This is a genomic window from Massilia sp. DD77 (assembly GCF_036961685.1).
Taxonomy (GTDB): domain Bacteria; phylum Pseudomonadota; class Gammaproteobacteria; order Burkholderiales; family Burkholderiaceae_D; genus Telluria.
Map to the genome: position 1 here is coordinate 74,215 of NZ_JBAMDH010000012.1, position 15,406 is coordinate 89,620.

Below are 15,406 nucleotides of genomic sequence, written 5' to 3' on the forward strand. Positions count from 1 at the left end.
GGCTCGCTTACGGACGGATGGTGCGGTAGATCATCGGCTCCGCGGCAGGCTTCTCCGCGCCGATCCGGTAGGCCGCCTGCACCTGGCGCACCGCCTGCTCGGCGGCTTCGCTGGACCGTGCGTGGACCATGGCCAGCGGCTGGCCCACGTCGATCCGGTCGCCCAGTTCCACCAGCTTCGTCAGGCCGACGGCGAAGTCGATCGCATCCTGCGGACGCACGCGGCCGCCGCCCAGGGCGACCACGCTCAAGCCCAGGCCGCGGGTATCGGCGGCAACGGCGTAGCCGGCCTGCAGGGCCGGTACCGGGACGATGACCGGCGCGCTTTCCAGGTGCGCGTCCGGCTTGTCCATCAGGTCGGCCGGGCCGCCCAGGGCGCTCACCATGCGCGCGAAGCGCTCGGCGGCTTCGCCCGAATCCAGGGCCGCCTGCAGCTTGGCGCGGGCTTCCTCTTCGGTGGCGGCGATGCGGGAAATGACCAGCATCTCGGCGCACAGCGCCATGGTCACTTCGTGCAGGCGCGCCGGGCGCGATTTACCGGTGAGGTAATCGATCGCGACGCGCACTTCGACGGCGTTGCCGGCGGCGTGGCAGAGCGATTCGTTCATGCCGGTCAGGATGGCCGAGGTGCGGGTGCCCGCGCCGTTGCCGACGTGGACGATGCTCTCGGCCAGCTCCACCGATTTGTCGTAGCTCGGCATGAAGGCGCCGCTGCCCACCTTGACGTCCATGACCAGGGCGTCCAGGCCCGCGGCCAGCTTCTTGGACAGGATCGAGCCGGTGATCATGGCCACCGATTCCACGGTCGCCGTGGTGTCGCGGATGCTGTAGAAGCGCTTGTCGGCCGGCGCCAGCTGGGCGGTCTGGCCGATGATGGCCACGCCCACGTCCTTGACGACCTGGCGGAATTTGTCGGGGTCCGGCACGGTGCTGTAGCCGGGGATGGAATCGAATTTGTCGAGGGTGCCGCCGGTGTGGCCCAGGCCGCGGCCCGAGATCATCGGCACGTAGCCGCCGCAGGCGGCGATCATCGGACCCAGCATCAGCGAGACCACGTCGCCGACGCCGCCGGTGGAGTGCTTGTCGACCACCGGGCCTGGAAGGTTCAGGGATTTCCATTCCATGACCTGGCCGGAATCGCGCATCGCCAGGGTGAAGGCGACGCGCTCGTCCATGCTCATGTCGTTGAAGTAGACGGCCATCGCCAGGGCGGCGATCTGGCCTTCGGTGACGCTGCCGTCAGGGATGCCGCGCACGAAGAACTGGATTTCCTCGGCGCTCAGGATGCCGCCGTCGCGTTTTTTGCGGACGATTTCTTGGGGGAGAAACATGATGTTTCCTTCAGTATTAGCTTGTAAACGTCATTCCCGCGAAGGCGGGAACCCAAGTTTGCTTGCTGGTCGGCTGCTTATCTTTGCGGCTGAACATCGAACTTGGGTTCCCGCCTGCGCGGGAATGACGGTCTTAAGGTTTCGGGTAGTGTTTAGCGCCGTCGATCACACGCCGTACGGAATCCACACGTTCTTGACCTGCGTCGCGTGCTGCAGCACCGCGCGGCCGGCCGCCTGCCTGGCGTCGAACCAGTCGCGGCCCTTGCCGCCGCCGGTCCAGGTGCGCTTGAGCGAATCGGCCGACAGGCGCTCGACTTCGGCGCAGCCTTCGGCATCGCCGTCGTGGCGCCACACGGCGTCCACGTCGGCGTGCGAGGCCAGAGTGCGCGCCAGCTCGGAAGCCGAACCGGTGACGATGTTCAGCGCGCCGCCCGGCAGGTCCGAGGTGTCAAGTACCTGATACAGGTCGGTGGCCGACAGCGGCGAGGCTTCCGACGGCACCGCGATCACGCGGTTGCCCAGCGCCAGCGCCGGGGCGACCAGCGAGATGAAGCCCAGCAGCGGGTTCTCGTTCGGGCAGATGATGCCGATCACGCCGACCGGCTCGTTCAGTGCAACGGTGATGCCGTGCATCGGCGGCTGGTGGGCCGCGCCGTCGTACTTGTCGCACCACGCCGCCCAGGTGAACAGGCGCTCGATCGAGGCCTGCACTTCGCGCTCGGCGTTCCGGCTGCCGGTCTGCGCCGCGATGCGGGCCGCGAATTCGTCGGCGCGGACCGCCAGGTTCTCGGCGATGTAGTACAGCACCTGCGCGCGGTTGTGCGCGGTGGCCTTGGACCAGCCGGCCGCCTTGTGCGCCGCTTCCACCGCGTTGCGGATGTCCTTGCGGTTGCCCTCGCCCACGTCGGCCAGGAAGGCGCCATTCGCGCCGTGGATGGCGCGGCTGTAGGCGCCGTCGGGTCTAGCCTGCTTGCCGCCGATGTAGAGCTTGGCGGTGCGGTCGACGGCGAAGGGGCTGTCGTTGTCGGCCGGCTTGAGCTTGCCCTTTTCCACGGCCAGCGGAGCGCTTGGACGCGCATCTTCCGACAGCGGGGTCAGGTACTCGTACATGCCTTCCTTGCCGCCTTCGCGGCCATAGCCCGATTCCTTGTAGCCGCCGAAGCCGCACGCGGCGTCGAACTGGTTGGCGGTGTTGATCCACACCACGCCGGCCTTGATCTGCGGCGCCACGTCCAGCGCCAGCGAGATCGATTCCGACCACACGCAGGCGGCCAGGCCGTACACGGTGTTGTTGGCCAGCTGGACCGCTTCCCCCGGAGTACGGAAGCTCATCGCCACCAGCACCGGGCCGAAGATCTCGGCCTGGGCCACGGCGGCCGAGGTCGAGGCGCCGGTGATCAGGGTCGGCAGGTACCACGAGCCGGTCGCCGGGGCTTCGCAGGCCGGCTGCCACACTTCGCAACCTTCCGCACGGGCCGATTCCACCAGGCCGTGGATGCGCTGCTGCTGGACCGGGTCCACCAGCGCGCCGATGTCGTTGGACTTGTCCAGCGGCGAGCCGACGCGCAGGTTCTGCATGCGCAGCTTCACCTTGGCGATGAACTTGTCGTAGACCGATTCCTGCACCAGCAGGCGCGACCCGGCGCAGCAGACCTGGCCCTGGTTGAACCAGATCGAATCGACCAGGCCTTCGACGGCGGCGTCGAGGTCCGCGTCGTCGAACACGATGAAGGGCGACTTGCCGCCCAGTTCCAGCGACAGCTTCTTGCCGCTGCCCGCGGTGGCCTTGCGGATCAGGCGGCCGACTTCGGTCGAGCCGGTGAAGGCCAGCTTGTCGATGCCCGGATGATTCACGATGGCTTCGCCCACGCGGCCGTCGCCGGTGACGATATTCACGACGCCCGCCGGCACGCCGGCGCGCTGGCAGATCTCGGCGAACAGCAGCGCGGTGAGCGGCGTGTACTCGGCCGGCTTGAACACCACGGTGTTACCGGCGGCCAGGGCCGGAGCGATCTTCCATGCCAGCATCAGCAGCGGGAAGTTCCACGGCACGATCTGGCCGACCACGCCCACGGCGCGGTAGTCCGCGAATTCTTCGGATTGCAGCTGGGCCCAGCCTGCATGGTGGTAGAAGTGGCGCGCGGCCAGCGGCAGGTCGGCATCGCGGGTTTCGCGGATGGTCTTGCCGTTGTCCAGGGTCTCGAGCACCGCGAACAGGCGCGAGTGCTTCTGCAGCAGGCGCGCCAGCGCGTACATGATCCTGGCGCGGCCATGGCCGCCCAGGGCCACCCAGCCCGGCTGGGCGCGGCGCGCGGCTTCCACGGCGCGCTCGACGTCCGCCTGGGTCGCCTGGGTCACTTGCGCCAGCTCGTTGCCGTCGGCCGGGTTGTTGGTAGCGAAGGTCTCGGCGGCCTCGGTCCAGGCGTTGTCGATGAACAGTCCGAAACGGCGTCCATGCTGGTCCAGCCACGCAATCGCTTCCTTGGTGCTTTCTGGTGCGGGGCCGTAGTCCATGGTCTGAAGAATCTCTTTAATTGTTGGCATGACGAATCCGTTGGATATTAAGGTTGCGCGTGGCGATGGGCAGCCGAGTAGTTGCCGGTGACGTAGTGCTCGAGCTGGCGCTCGATGTCGGTCAGCAGGCTGGATGCGCCGATGCGGAACAGGTGCGGCTGCAGCCACTCGTTGCCCAGCTCTTCCTTCATCACGGTCAGGTATTGCAGCGCCGTCTTGGCGGTCGAGACGCCGCCGGCCGGCTTGTAGCCGACCATGTAGCCGGTCTGCTCGTAGTAGTCGCGGATCGCGCGCACCATGACCAGGGACACCGGGATGGTGGCGTTCACGCCTTCCTTGCCGGTCGAGGTCTTGATGAAGTCGGCGCCCGCCATCATGCACACCCACGAGGCCTTGGCCACGTTTTCCAGGGTCACCAGGTCGCCGGTGGCCAGGATGGCCTTCACATGCGCTTCGCCGCAGGCCTGGCGGTAGGCCAGCATCTCGTCGTACAGGGCTTGCCAGTTGCCGGTCAGGACGTGCTGGCGGGTGATCACGATGTCGATCTCGGTCGCGCCCGCGGCCACCGACAGCTCGATTTCGCGGATCTTGGTTTCCAGGCTGGACAGGCCTGCCGGGAAGGCGGTCGAGACCGCGGCGATCGGCAGGCGGCCCTGCAGCACCTTGACGGCCGGCTGGATCATCTCGTGGTACACGCAGACGGCGCCGGTGCTCAGGGTGTCCAGGCCCAGGGCCTGCATCAGGTCGGTGCGGATCGGACGCATCGCCTTCATGCACAGGCGCTCGACGCGGCCCGGGGTGTCGTCGCCCGACAGGGTGGTCAGGTCCATGCACTCGATCGCGCGGATCAGCCAGGCGGCCTGGTATTCCTTCTTGACCGTGCGGCGGTTGGCCAGGCTGGCGGCGCGGCGGTCGGCCGCGTTGCGGTTCACCTTGAGGCCGTTGACCAGGCCCAGGTCCAGGCCGACGGCGATGTTACGTTTGAAATCCAGGGGCTGGGTCATAGCAGTGCGGTTCCGTTCGAAAGTGGTTTGACGCCGAGGTGCTTGGCGAGCGTGGCGCCGATATCGGAGAAGGTGGAAGCGGTCGGCAGTTCCTGGGCCTTCACGGCCGGGCCGAAGAAGATCATCGGGATGTGCTCGCGGGTGTGGTCCGAGCCCGGCGCGGTCGGGTCGCAGCCATGGTCGGCGGTGATCACGACCATGTCGCCTTCCTTCAGCTTGGCCATGAATTCCGGCAGGCGCGCGTCCAGTTCGTGCAGCGCGTTCGAGTAACCGGCGACGTCGCGGCGGTGGCCGAAGTGCATGTCGAAGTCGACGAAGTTCACGAAACTCAGCGATTTCTCCGGCGCGGTGTCGGCCACTTCGAGCAGGCGGTCGAACAGGGCCATGTTGTCCGGGCCCTTGATCAGCTGGGTCACGCCCTGGGCCGCGAAAATGTCGCTGATCTTGCCCAGCGCGATGACTTCGCCGCCAGCGTCCTTGACATGGTCGAGCAGGGTCGGCGCGGTGGGCGGCACGGCGTAGTCGTGGCGGTTGGCGGTGCGCTTGTACTTGCCGTTTTCGCCCAGGAAAGGACGGGCGATGACGCGGCCGATGTTGTAGGGCTTGACCAGCTCGTAGGCCGCTTCGCAGACCTGGTACAGGCGCTCGAGGCCGAAGTGCTCTTCGTGCGCGGCGATCTGCAGCACCGAGTCGGCCGAGGTGTAGAGGATCGGCTTGCCGGTCGCGACATGCTCGTCGCCCAGCTCGTCGATGATGGTGGTGCCCGAGGCGTGGCAGTTGCCCAGCCAGCCCGGCACCCTGGTGAGTTCCTGGAGCTTGTCGGTGAGTTCTTTCGGGAAGGACGGCACGGTCTTGGGGAAGTAGCCCCAGTCGAACAGCACCGGCACGCCGGCGATTTCCCAGTGGCCGCTCTGGGTGTCCTTGCCGGTCGACTGCTCGCGCGCGACGCCCCAGGCGCCGCTGAAGCCGTCGCGCAGCGCGAAGCCGGGGGCCCACTCGCCGCTGGCCTTGTGGCCGGCGGCCGCCAGGCCCAGGCGCTCCAGGTTCGGCAGCGACATCGGCTTGCCTTCTTTCGCGGCCCATGCGGCGATGTGGCCGAAGGTGTTGGCGCCCGTGTCGCCGTATTTGTCGGCGTCGGGCAGCGCGCCCAGGCCGAAGGAGTCAAGCAGGAGGATGAAAGCGCGTGACATGGTATCCCTCGCTAATCAAGTAAATTAAGCGGCCGCCGCCGGGGTTTCGCCCAGGCGCTCGATGAAGGACTGGATCAGGGTGACCATGTCCTTGGCCGCGATGGCGGCGTACTTCAGGGTCTGCTCGTGCGACAGCGCGAACGGGCTCAGGCCTTCGGCCAGGTTGGTGATGGCCGAGACGGCGGCGACCTTCAGGCCGCAGTGACGCGCGGCGATCACTTCCGGGATCAGCGACATGCCGACCACGTCGGCGCCCAGGGTGCGGAAGGCGCGGATCTCGGCGGCGGTCTCGAAGTGCGGGCCGGCGGCGGCCAGGTAGACGCCTTCGTTCAGCGCGATGCCCTTCTCCGCCGCGACCGCCTTGACCATCTCGCGGGTCTCGGCGTCGTAGGCGTTGGCCATGCTGAAGAAGCGCGGACCGAAGCGCTCGTCGTTCGGGCCGGCCATCGGGCTGCCCGGCAGGAAGTTGATGTGGTCGGTGATCGCGACCAGCGAACCGGCGTCGGCTTCGACGCGCAGCGAGCCGGCGGCATTGGTCACGAACAGCAGTTCGCAGCCGATCTGCTTCAGGGTGCGGATGGCCGAGGTCATCACGCCCGGGCCATAGCCTTCGTAGAAGTGGCCGCGGCCCTTCATGCAGGCGACGTCGACACCGCCCAGGGTGCCCAGCACCAGCTCGCCCGCGTGGCCGTGCACGGTGCTGATCGGGAAGCCCGGCAGGTCGGCGTAGCTGATCGCCACCGCGTCGCTCATCTGCTCGGCCAGCACGCCCAGGCCGGAACCGAGGATCAGCGCCACGCGCGGCGTAAAGCCCGGCTTGCGGGCGCGGATGATGTCGGCGGCTTCGAATGGGGTATTGCTGGACATGGATCTTCCTCGTTGTGCGGTATCGGGGGACTGTTGGGAGAGGCTGGGCGGCTTGCTGCTGCGGGGACGCCGGATAGCCGAATTGTATAACTATGCATGAGGCCGATTATGTATGGCAAATACCATTTTTCTTCCCGATTTATATGATGATGCAATAAATCAAGCTGGGGTGCTACCATGGTCCACGACACGAATTGACAGCAGCCAAACATTTATCTAGTATCGACAAACATTTGTTTAGAACGGATATCGTGAGCGACCTGCCCAAGAAAGAACAGCTGTACGAGCTGATCCGCACCAACCCCTTCATTTCGCAGCAGGACCTGGCCGCGCAACTGGGCCTGTCGCGCTCCGCCGTCGCCAACTACATCGCCACCCTCGTGCGCGAACGCCGCATCCTTGGCCGCGCCTACGTCCTGCCGAATCGCCGTCCCATCGTCTGCGTCGGCGCCTCCAACCTGGACCGCAAGCTGCGCACCCTCGCCAAGCTTGCCATGGCCACCTCGAATCCGGCGCGCCAGGACGAATCCTTCGGCGGCGTGGCGCGCAACATCGCCGAGAACCTGGCCCGGCTCGGCACCCCGGTTGCCCTGGTCACGGCCGTCGGCAACGACGCCTCGGGCCGCGCCCTGCTGGCCCATGCGGAAGACGCCGGCATCGACACCCGCGCCGCCCTGCGCCTGGACGGGCATGCGACCGGCACCTACACGGCGGTGCTCGATCACGACGGCGACATGGCGGTGGCCCTGGCCGACATGGCCATCCACGACGAGATGACGCCCGCCTTCCTGGCCGCGCGCGCCCAGCAGCGCGGCGCCGCCGCGCTGGTCGTGGCCGACCTGAACCTGCCCCAGGCCAGCATCGCCGCCCTGGTCGAGGACGCCGCGCGCGACCGCGTGCCTCTGGTGCTGGTGGCGGTGTCGGAACCCAAGATGGCGCGCCTGCCGCGCAAGCTGGCCGGCGTGCGCCTCCTGATCCTCAACGTTGGCGAACTGGCGGCCCGGGTCGGCCGCCCGCTCGAGAGCGAGGCCGAGATCGCCGCCGCCTGCATCGAAGTCCAGCGCGACGGCGTGCAGGACCTGGTCGTCACCCAGGGCGGCGCCGGCGTGTTCTATACAGGCCCCGGCGGCCTGGCGCACCTGACCGCTCCGCCGGCGCAGGTGGTCGACGTGACCGGCGCCGGCGACGCCTTCGCAGCGGCCGTCTGCTGGTCGCTGCATAGCGGCGACAGCGGCCTGGCCCTGGCCTGCCGCCGCGGCCTCCAGCTCGCTACCCTGACCATCGGCTGCGCCCAGACCGTCCATCCGCAGCTCGCACCCGGCCATCTCGACGGCCTCCTCGAAGAACTCATCCTGGACTGATCATGCAATCCTTTCTCCTTTTCTCGCCCGAAGTCGCCGGCGCCCGCGCCGCCGGCAAGCCCATCGTCGCCCTGGAGTCGACCATCATCTCGCACGGCATGCCCTACCCGCAGAACGTGCATACCGCGCGCGAAGTGGAGCAGGTGATCCGCGACGCCGGCGCCGTGCCGGCCACCATCGCCATCATTGGCGGCAAGATCTGCATCGGCCTGTCGGACGACCAGCTCGAGCTGCTCGGCTCCTCGCCCGACGCGATCAAGGTCAGCCGCCGCGACCTGGCCTATGTGCTTTCCCAGGGCAAGCTGGGCGCCACCACCGTGGCCGCGACCATGATCTGCGCCCAGCTGGCCGGCATCGAAGTCTTCGTCACCGGCGGCATCGGCGGCGTGCACCGGGGCGCCGAGACCAGCTTCGACATCTCGGCCGACCTGCAGGAGCTGGCGCACACCAGCGTGGCGGTCGTGTGCGCGGGCGTGAAGTCCATCCTCGACATCGGCCTGACCCTCGAATACCTGGAAACCCAGGGCGTGCCGGTGGTGAGCGTCGGCCAGCCCGGTTTCCCCGCCTTCTTCACCCGCGACAGCGGCTTCAAGGCCGACTTCCAGATCGATGCGCCGGAAGACCAGGCGGCCTTCATCCGCACCAAGTGGCGGCTCGGCATGGCGGGCGGCGTGGTGATCAGCAATCCGGTGCCGCTCGAGGCCGCGATGGAGCCCTACGAGATCGACGCCATCATCGGGCAGGCGCTGGACGAAGCCGGCGAGCGCGGCGTGAGCGGCAAGGCGGTGACGCCCTTCCTGCTGGGGCGCATCAAGGAACTGACGGGCGGGCGCAGCCTGGCAACCAATATCGCCCTGGTCAAGCACAACGCCCTGGTCGGCGCGCGCCTGGCTGTCGCCCTCAACCAGACTGCCGGCTAACACGAACACCATGTCGATCGATCTCAAACAGCTGAAGTACTTCCTCGCGGTAGCCGAAGAAAAGAGCTTCAGCCGCGCCGCCGAGCGCCTGCATATCTCCCAGCCGCCGCTGAGCCAGCAGATCATGAAGCTGGAAAGCGAGCTGGGAGTGCGCCTGTTCACCCGCACCACGCGCAGCTTCGAACTCACCGTGGCCGGCAAGGCCCTGATGGTGGAAGCGGCCGAGCTGCTGGCCAAGATGCGCATGACGATCGACACCATCCGCCAGATCGACCGCGGTGAAGTGGGCCGCCTGCGCGTGGGCATCGTCGGCTCGGCGATGTGGGGGCCGATCCCCGGCCTGCTGGAACAGTTCCAGAGCCAGTTCCCCCGCGTGACCTGGACCATCCACGAGCTGGGACCGAACGACCAGTGGGAAGCCTTGCGCAACCGCCAGATCGACGTCGGCTTCTGGCGCGAGCCGCGCATCGAGCCCGAAGTGCTGAAGCAGGCCAACCTGCGCCAGGACCTGTGCTTCCCCGAAAACGTGTGCGTGGCGATGAACGAGAAGCATCCGCTGGCCGCACAGGATGCGATCGAGCTGATCGACATTGCCAACGAGCCGATGCTGACCCTGCACCTGACCCAGTCGGCCGAGCCGCGCTACCTGATCCAGTGCTGCGTCAACGCCGGTTTCGAGCCGATGATCTTCCAGGAAGCAGCCGAGCCGCAGACCCTGCTGGCCATGGTCGGCGCCGGCCTGGGCGTGGCCCTGCTGCCCGAGACCACGGGCCGCATCGGCTGGCCGGGCGTGAAGTTCATGCCGATCCGGACCAACGCGCCTTCGGCCAACCTGTACATCAGCTACCTGGCGCAGGACGATGCGCCGGTGGTGCGGGCTTTCCTCAAGATTTTGTTCCCGGAAGAGAAGCAGGCCTGAAGCCCTGTGGCCTGGGCGCCGCGTGCTATCGTGGCGCTTTCTTTTTCGGGAGGCCCGCATGGATGTCAATGAACTGCTTTTCGCCTACCACGTACGCGAACTCGCCATGAAACGCCTGGTGCATGAAACGCCGGAAGGCCTGAGCCCCGAAGCCGCGACCCAGTACATGTTCGAACGCTTCGAACCCACAATCGTCGGCGTGGTCAAGGAACTCGAGAACGTCGCCACGATCATTGCCAACGCGCGTAGCGCCTGAACCTGCCTTCAATGCGTGGCGCCGCCCGCCTCGAGCAGGTCGGTGTCCGTGGCCAGCGTGACCTCGACCGCCGTGCGGATGCCCTGGATGATGTCGTCCAGCGCCATCGAGGGCGGATTGCCGGGCCGCCCTTCGGCCTGCTCGGGCAGGAAAGGCACGTGGATAAAGCCGGCCTTGATCCCGCGTCCATCCACGTGGTGCATCAGGCCATAGAACACGTGGTTGCACACGAAGGTGCCGGCGGTCTGCGACACGCCCGCCACCAGGCCCTGCTCGCGCAGCGCACGCACGATGGCCTTGATCGGCAGGGTCGAGAAGTAGGCGGCCGGCCCATCCGGCACGATCGCGTTATCCACCGGCTGCAGGCCGGCATTGTCGAGGATGGACGCGTCGTCGACATTGATCGCCACCCGCTCGACCGAGATCTCGGGCCGACCGCCCGCCTGCCCCACCGCGATCACGATGTCGGGACGCAGCGCGTCGATGGCCTCGGTGATGGCGGCGATGGCCTGGCCGAACACGCAGGGCAGCTGGCGCACCTCGACCCGGAAGCCCTCCCCGCTCCAGCCCTCCAGTGCGCGCACAGCCTCCCAGGCCGGGTTGACGGTCGCCTTGTTGAAGGGCTCGAAGCCGGTGAGCAGGACGGTTCTCATCATTGGTTCATCAGGAAGTAAAGCAGCAGAATATTCGCGCCCAGCAGCGGCAGCGCGGTCGGAATCTGGGCGCGGATCACCGCGTTCTTGTCGGGCAGGTCGAGCAGCACCGCCGGCACGATGTTGAAGTTGGCGGCCATCGGCGTCATCAGGGTGCCGCAATAGGCGCTGAACATGCCGATCGCCGCCATCACGGCCGGATTCGCGCCATACATGTTCACCAAGACCGGAATGCCGACCCCGCCCGCCATCACCGGGAAGGCGGCGAAGCCGTTGCCCATGACGATGGTGAACAGCGCCATCCCGATACAGAATACCGCGACCGCCACCAGGCGCGAATCCATGTTGATGTAGGAGGTCGTCACATGGGCCACCGCCTTGCCGACGCCGGCCTCGGTGAACAGCAGTCCGAGGACGGCCAGCATGTGCGGCAGCACCACCGCCCAGCTGATCGCGTCGACCAGGCGGCGCGCCTCGCGCACGCCCTGCAGCGGCGTCGAGCGGGTCAGCCAGCAGGCGGCGCCCAGGGCGATCAGGGCGCCGCAGCCCAGGCTCACCAGGGTCAGGTGCTTCTGGTCGAGCATGGGCAGGCCACCCAGTTGCACGTCCTCGAGCAGGGTGGCGCCGATCACGGTGACGATGGGCAGCAGCAGGGCCGGCAGGAATAAACGATTGCCCAACTTGGCCGCACTGGCGCGCCGTTCGTCTTCGCCCGGCATGGCCGGCTTGCCGCCGCGCACCCAGCCGAAGCCGGCCACCAGGGCCATCGCGATCATCAACGCGCCGACCGCCTCCGGCGGCATGCGTTCGCCGGCCAGGTAGAGCAGCGCATACAGGCCCCAGAACATGGCCGTCGTGACACGGCGCGGATTGCTGCGGTCCAGCAGGTTCATCACCGCCACGGCGCCGAGCAGCAGGCCGACCAGCACGTAGAAATGGTCGAGGGTGAGGGTCATGCGGACGCCTTGCCCGATCCGGCCGTCTTGCCCGATGCGGCCGTCTTGCCCGATGCGGCCGTCTTGCCCATCTCGCGCTGGATCTGGACGTCGAGGCGGCGCAGGTTCCAGGCATGGATGACGAAGGCGGTGATGGCGGTCGGGATGCCCCACAGCGCCATGTGCAGCGGATCGACGGCGATGCCCTCGGCCTGCAGGATGGTCTGCATCAGCACGATGGCGCCGAAGGCCACGAAGATGTCCTCGCCGAAGAACAGGCCGACGTTGTCGGTCGCGGCGGCCATGGCGCGGATGCGCTGGCGCAGGTGCTCGGGCAGCGGGCCGGACCTGGCTTCGGCTGCCGCTTCGGCCATCGGCGCCACCAGCGGACGCACCATGGGCGCGTGGCCGCCCAGGCTGGTGAGGCCGGCGGCGGCCGTGGTCTCGCGCGCGAACAGGTAGACGATCAGGAGGCGGCCGGCGGTGGCCGAGCGCACCCTGGCGATGGCGCTCTGGGCGCGCTCGCGCAGGCCGAAACGCTCCAGCAGGCCGATGGCGGCCAAGGGCAGCAGCAGGATCAGCGGCAGGTTGCGGGTCTTGACGAAGGCGGCGCCGAGCGAGGCGAGGATGGCCGTCACCGGCATCGCCGCTGCGGCGCCGGTGACGCCGCAGGCGGCCACCACCACCAGCACCGGATTGGCGCGCAGCAGGAAGCCAGCGACGATGACCGCTACGCCGAGCAGCGGCCACAGGTTGACGGCAGATTGCATGGGGTCTCCAGCTTTTTTATTGTGAAACGCGTTTAGAAGCCGGGCAATATTACCCCATGTTCAAGGCGGTTTACGCGGGGCGGACCGGCGTGGTGGCCAGCTCGCCGACCACCGTGTTCCACTGGCGCACATGGAAGGCGCGCACCAGGCCGTGGGTGACGTAGGGGTCGCGGGCGGCGAACAGCTGCACCGCTTCCGGGGTGGCGCAGTCGAAGATCAGCACGGCGTGGTCGGCCGGTTCCGCCATGGCGCCGGCCAAAATCAGCTCGCCGCGTTCCTGGGCTGCCCAGGCCAGCTTCAGGTGTTCGTCGCGGAATTCGCCGCGGCGCTCGAGGTAGTCGGGGGCGAGGTCGTACATCAGGATGTAGTGCACTGGGGGGCTCCAATGGTTGGCGGGGGAACGGAGATGGTAACGGATTGCTTGGGAACTTGGGTCCCCGCATTCGCGGGGACCCAAGTTCCCAGGCACACCACCAACGCAGACCCCAACCGTGCTCTCCCCTCCCCGCCCGTATGCCACACTGATCCACACGCATCCAGCAAGGAGAACACCATGCCCAAGACCATGATCGCAGGCCACCTGCTGCACCCGATCCTGAACAAGATCCCTGCCACCCTGATCCCGCTCGGCCTGCTGCTCGACGCCGCCCACCGCTCCACCGGCGACGCGCGCTATGCCGATGCCGCCTTCTACAGCCTGGCCGGCGGCTTCGTCGGCGGGCTGGCGGCCGGGGCGGCGGGCGCGCGCGACTACCAGACCATCGCCGACGACACCCCGGCCAAGAGCGACGCCACCGTGCACGGCCTGCTGAACGGCACCGCCCTGGCCCTCACCGCCGCCAACCTGGCCAAGCGCGTCACCACGCCGCACCATGCGCCGCGTTCGATGGCGCTGTCGGTGCTGGGCGCGGCGGCCGTGCTGGGTTCGGCCTGGCTGGGCTACCGCATGCTCGGCTCGCCCGGCATGCCGGGCCCTGCCATCAAGCCGCCGGCCGGCGCCCTGCCCAACGAGGAGCGCTACGACCACACCGTGCTCGACGTCGACCAGTACGCGGCCCACGGCCAGGCCGGGCAGGACGCGCGGACCGCCTGAGCAGCGCGCGCTCTTAGCCGGCGCGCGGCGCCGGCGGAACGCGCTCCGGCGCGGCGTCCTGGCGCAGGATCTTGCCGCGCGTCGCAGACAACACCAGCTTCACCGCCGGGTCGCCGGTCCTGACCTTCAGCCAGTCCTCGATGCGCCTGAGGTCGGCGGAGCCGGGCTTGCGCCGGCAGTCGGCGCTCAGGAAGGGGATCTGCGCTTCCCGCACCGCGCCCGGCGCTACCGCCTTGCCCACCAGCACGTTGCCGCATTGCGGATATTGCGCCTCGAACTCGCGGGTAATCGCCGCCGCCTGGCCGGCCCAGTCCTGTTGTCCGCTCAGCTGTGCCTGCAACGCGGCGATGCGCGCATCCTTGTCCTGCAGCGCCTGCTGGTTGTTGCGTACGATATCGGCCAGGATGTCCGCCTTCAGGCTGCGGACGTCGATCTTGTTGTCGGTTTCCGCCTGGGCCTGGTGCACGGACAGGCGCGCATCCTCCAAGCCGGCCGGCGCCAGCCGTGCCTCGATCGCCTTGATTGCCGGCGCCTGCAGCCGCGCGCCGATCAAGGTCACTTCGATGGCGCGCGAGCCGGGAACCACATTGGTGTCGAGCACATGTACCTGGGCCGCCCGGAATTCCTTGCGTACGAACTCACGCGCCCGGCTCTTGAAGACTTCGTTGTCGACCAGCTTTGCCGCCAGGTAGATGCTGGGCAGGCCGGTAAGGAGCACGATCGCGAGCAGCGCGCGCTTGACGTGACGCTCCCTGCGCGGGTCCAGGAACTTGCGATGGGGCAGCCGCAGGAATTCGATCACGACCACCGCGGCGAAAGCGATGAACACGCAGTTGATCGAGAACAGGTAGAAGGCGCCGCCGAACACCGCCCAGTCGCCGTTGGCCAGCCCGTAGCCCGCGGTGCACAGCGGCGGCATCAGCGCGGTGGCGATCGCCACGCCGGGAATCACGTTCGACTTCTCGCGCCGGGTCTGGCCGATGATCCCCGCCAAGCCGCCGGCCAGGGCGATCAGCACGTCCCACAGGGAGGGCGTGGTGCGCGCCAGCAATTCGGACTGCGCCTCGTCCAGCGGCGTCAACATAAAATACAGCGTCGAGGTGAGCAGGCTGATGCCGGCGGCGATCGCCAGATTGGCCAGTGAGCGGCGCACCAGCGCGAAATCGTAGATGCCGACCCCATAGCCGAGCCCGACGATCGGCCCCATCAGGGGCGACACCAGCATCGCGCCGATGATCACTGCGGTCGAATTCGTGTTCAGGCCGACCGATGCGATCACGATCGCAAACATCAGGATCCAGGGCGTGGCGCCGCGCAGTTCCACGCCGGCGCGCAGGCTGCGATCGATCTCGGCGTCGTTCGCCTTGTCGTCGAGCAAGCTGAAGCGGTGGGCGATGGCGTCGCGCAGCGAGGCCGGGCGGCTTGGGGTGTCGGGAGCGTTCATGATCGCGGGAAATCGAAATTCCCCGAGGATAAGGAAAACCGAGATTCTCGCCGGGAATTCCTATTCATACAAATGTTTCTTGGCCTGGTCCCTGCCAGGAAGACAAGCTTTGTATCGCACCGCCGACAGCGTCCGTTGGCGATCGTACAT

General features: G+C 67.7%; 15 protein-coding genes. 5 read left to right on the forward strand and 10 right to left on the reverse strand.

The genetic code is table 11. The features are described from left to right. Positions 1-7: 7 nt before the first annotated feature. From deoA to xapA, 5 genes are all read right to left on the reverse strand, one after another. A complete protein-coding gene (gene deoA, locus V7778_RS08955) occupies positions 8-1,330 on the reverse strand; it encodes a thymidine phosphorylase (protein WP_335554091.1) in 1,323 nt (440 codons plus the stop codon). 165 nt (positions 1,331-1,495) lie between these two features. Further along, positions 1,496-3,874 (reverse strand): aldehyde dehydrogenase family protein, encoded by a 2,379-nt coding sequence (locus V7778_RS08960; RefSeq protein WP_442920712.1) that lies wholly within the window; start codon positions 3,872-3,874, stop codon positions 1,496-1,498. 17 nt (positions 3,875-3,891) lie between these two features. Beyond that, entirely contained in the window at positions 3,892-4,848 is a 957-nt protein-coding gene (deoC, locus tag V7778_RS08965; RefSeq protein ID WP_335554094.1) for a deoxyribose-phosphate aldolase, read from the reverse strand. Continuing rightward, positions 4,845-6,038: a phosphopentomutase gene (locus tag V7778_RS08970; protein WP_335554097.1), complete on the reverse strand. Its 1,194-nt coding sequence runs from the start codon at positions 6,036-6,038 to the stop codon at positions 4,845-4,847. Before V7778_RS08970 ends, deoC begins: the two co-directional genes overlap by 4 nt. A 24-nt stretch (positions 6,039-6,062) precedes the next feature. Further along, complete coding sequence (gene xapA / locus V7778_RS08975) at positions 6,063-6,905, reverse strand: xanthosine phosphorylase (RefSeq protein ID WP_335554100.1); 843 nt, start codon at positions 6,903-6,905, stop codon at positions 6,063-6,065. Positions 6,906-7,156: 251 nt separating this feature from the next. Between xapA and V7778_RS08980 the strand changes: the two genes are divergently transcribed. Genes V7778_RS08980 through V7778_RS08995 form a run of 4 tightly spaced genes read left to right on the forward strand, consistent with a single transcriptional unit; the run spans position 7,157 to position 10,361 of the window. After that, a complete protein-coding gene (locus tag V7778_RS08980) occupies positions 7,157-8,266 on the forward strand; it encodes a carbohydrate kinase (protein ID WP_335554103.1) in 1,110 nt (369 codons plus the stop codon). A 2-nt stretch (positions 8,267-8,268) separates the two neighbouring features. Next, entirely contained in the window at positions 8,269-9,186 is a 918-nt protein-coding gene (locus tag V7778_RS08985; protein WP_335554106.1) for a pseudouridine-5'-phosphate glycosidase, read from the forward strand. A gap of 10 nt (positions 9,187-9,196) precedes the next feature. Beyond that, complete coding sequence (locus V7778_RS08990; protein ID WP_335554109.1) at positions 9,197-10,105, forward strand: LysR family transcriptional regulator; 909 nt, start codon at positions 9,197-9,199, stop codon at positions 10,103-10,105. A gap of 58 nt (positions 10,106-10,163) precedes the next feature. Beyond that, the gene (locus V7778_RS08995; protein WP_335554112.1) at positions 10,164-10,361 is read left to right on the forward strand and encodes a hypothetical protein; all 198 of its coding nucleotides are present in this window, start codon (positions 10,164-10,166) and stop codon (positions 10,359-10,361) included. 8 nt (positions 10,362-10,369) lie between these two features. Here V7778_RS08995 and pcp read toward each other — a convergent pair whose 3' ends face one another. The 4 genes from pcp to V7778_RS09015 form a co-directional block, all read right to left on the reverse strand. Then, the gene (pcp, locus tag V7778_RS09000; protein WP_335554245.1) at positions 10,370-11,014 is read right to left on the reverse strand and encodes a pyroglutamyl-peptidase I; all 645 of its coding nucleotides are present in this window, start codon (positions 11,012-11,014) and stop codon (positions 10,370-10,372) included. Beyond that, positions 11,014-11,970, reverse strand: a complete 957-nt coding sequence (locus V7778_RS09005) for a DUF979 domain-containing protein (protein ID WP_335554115.1) — start codon at positions 11,968-11,970, stop codon at positions 11,014-11,016. The genes pcp and V7778_RS09005 overlap by 1 nt, the downstream gene beginning before the upstream one ends. After that, complete coding sequence (locus V7778_RS09010) at positions 11,967-12,719, reverse strand: DUF969 domain-containing protein (RefSeq protein ID WP_335554118.1); 753 nt, start codon at positions 12,717-12,719, stop codon at positions 11,967-11,969. The genes V7778_RS09005 and V7778_RS09010 overlap by 4 nt, the downstream gene beginning before the upstream one ends. A 70-nt stretch (positions 12,720-12,789) precedes the next feature. Beyond that, positions 12,790-13,092: a YciI-like protein gene (locus tag V7778_RS09015; protein ID WP_335554120.1), complete on the reverse strand. Its 303-nt coding sequence runs from the start codon at positions 13,090-13,092 to the stop codon at positions 12,790-12,792. 180 nt (positions 13,093-13,272) lie between these two features. On the opposite strand from V7778_RS09015, the gene V7778_RS09020 reads away from it, so the two are divergent. Continuing rightward, positions 13,273-13,812: a DUF2231 domain-containing protein gene (locus V7778_RS09020; RefSeq protein WP_335554123.1), complete on the forward strand. Its 540-nt coding sequence runs from the start codon at positions 13,273-13,275 to the stop codon at positions 13,810-13,812. 13 nt (positions 13,813-13,825) lie between these two features. Here the strand turns inward: V7778_RS09020 and V7778_RS09025 are convergent, their stop codons facing one another. Beyond that, complete coding sequence (locus tag V7778_RS09025) at positions 13,826-15,256, reverse strand: TIGR00341 family protein (protein ID WP_335554126.1); 1,431 nt, start codon at positions 15,254-15,256, stop codon at positions 13,826-13,828. Positions 15,257-15,406: the final 150 nt, after the last annotated feature.

Excerpts from the sequence above, each read along its gene's own strand:
- V7778_RS08960 (WP_442920712.1), bottom strand. The coding sequence starts at position 3,874 with ATGCCAACAATTAAAGAGATTCTTCAGACCATGGACTACGGCCCCGCA.
- V7778_RS08990 (WP_335554109.1), top strand. The coding sequence starts at position 9,197 with ATGTCGATCGATCTCAAACAGCTGAAGTACTTCCTCGCGGTAGCCGAA.
- deoA (WP_335554091.1), bottom strand. The coding sequence starts at position 1,330 with ATGTTTCTCCCCCAAGAAATCGTCCGCAAAAAACGCGACGGCGGCATC.
- V7778_RS08985 (WP_335554106.1), top strand. The coding sequence starts at position 8,269 with ATGCAATCCTTTCTCCTTTTCTCGCCCGAAGTCGCCGGCGCCCGCGCC.
- V7778_RS08970 (WP_335554097.1), bottom strand. The coding sequence starts at position 6,038 with ATGTCACGCGCTTTCATCCTCCTGCTTGACTCCTTCGGCCTGGGCGCG.
- V7778_RS09020 (WP_335554123.1), top strand. The coding sequence starts at position 13,273 with ATGCCCAAGACCATGATCGCAGGCCACCTGCTGCACCCGATCCTGAAC.
- V7778_RS09025 (WP_335554126.1), bottom strand. The coding sequence starts at position 15,256 with ATGAACGCTCCCGACACCCCAAGCCGCCCGGCCTCGCTGCGCGACGCC.
- xapA (WP_335554100.1), bottom strand. The coding sequence starts at position 6,905 with ATGTCCAGCAATACCCCATTCGAAGCCGCCGACATCATCCGCGCCCGC.
- pcp (WP_335554245.1), bottom strand. The coding sequence starts at position 11,014 with ATGAGAACCGTCCTGCTCACCGGCTTCGAGCCCTTCAACAAGGCGACC.
- V7778_RS09010 (WP_335554118.1), bottom strand. The coding sequence starts at position 12,719 with ATGCAATCTGCCGTCAACCTGTGGCCGCTGCTCGGCGTAGCGGTCATC.
- deoC (WP_335554094.1), bottom strand. The coding sequence starts at position 4,848 with ATGACCCAGCCCCTGGATTTCAAACGTAACATCGCCGTCGGCCTGGAC.
- V7778_RS08995 (WP_335554112.1), top strand. The coding sequence starts at position 10,164 with ATGGATGTCAATGAACTGCTTTTCGCCTACCACGTACGCGAACTCGCC.
- V7778_RS09005 (WP_335554115.1), bottom strand. The coding sequence starts at position 11,970 with ATGACCCTCACCCTCGACCATTTCTACGTGCTGGTCGGCCTGCTGCTC.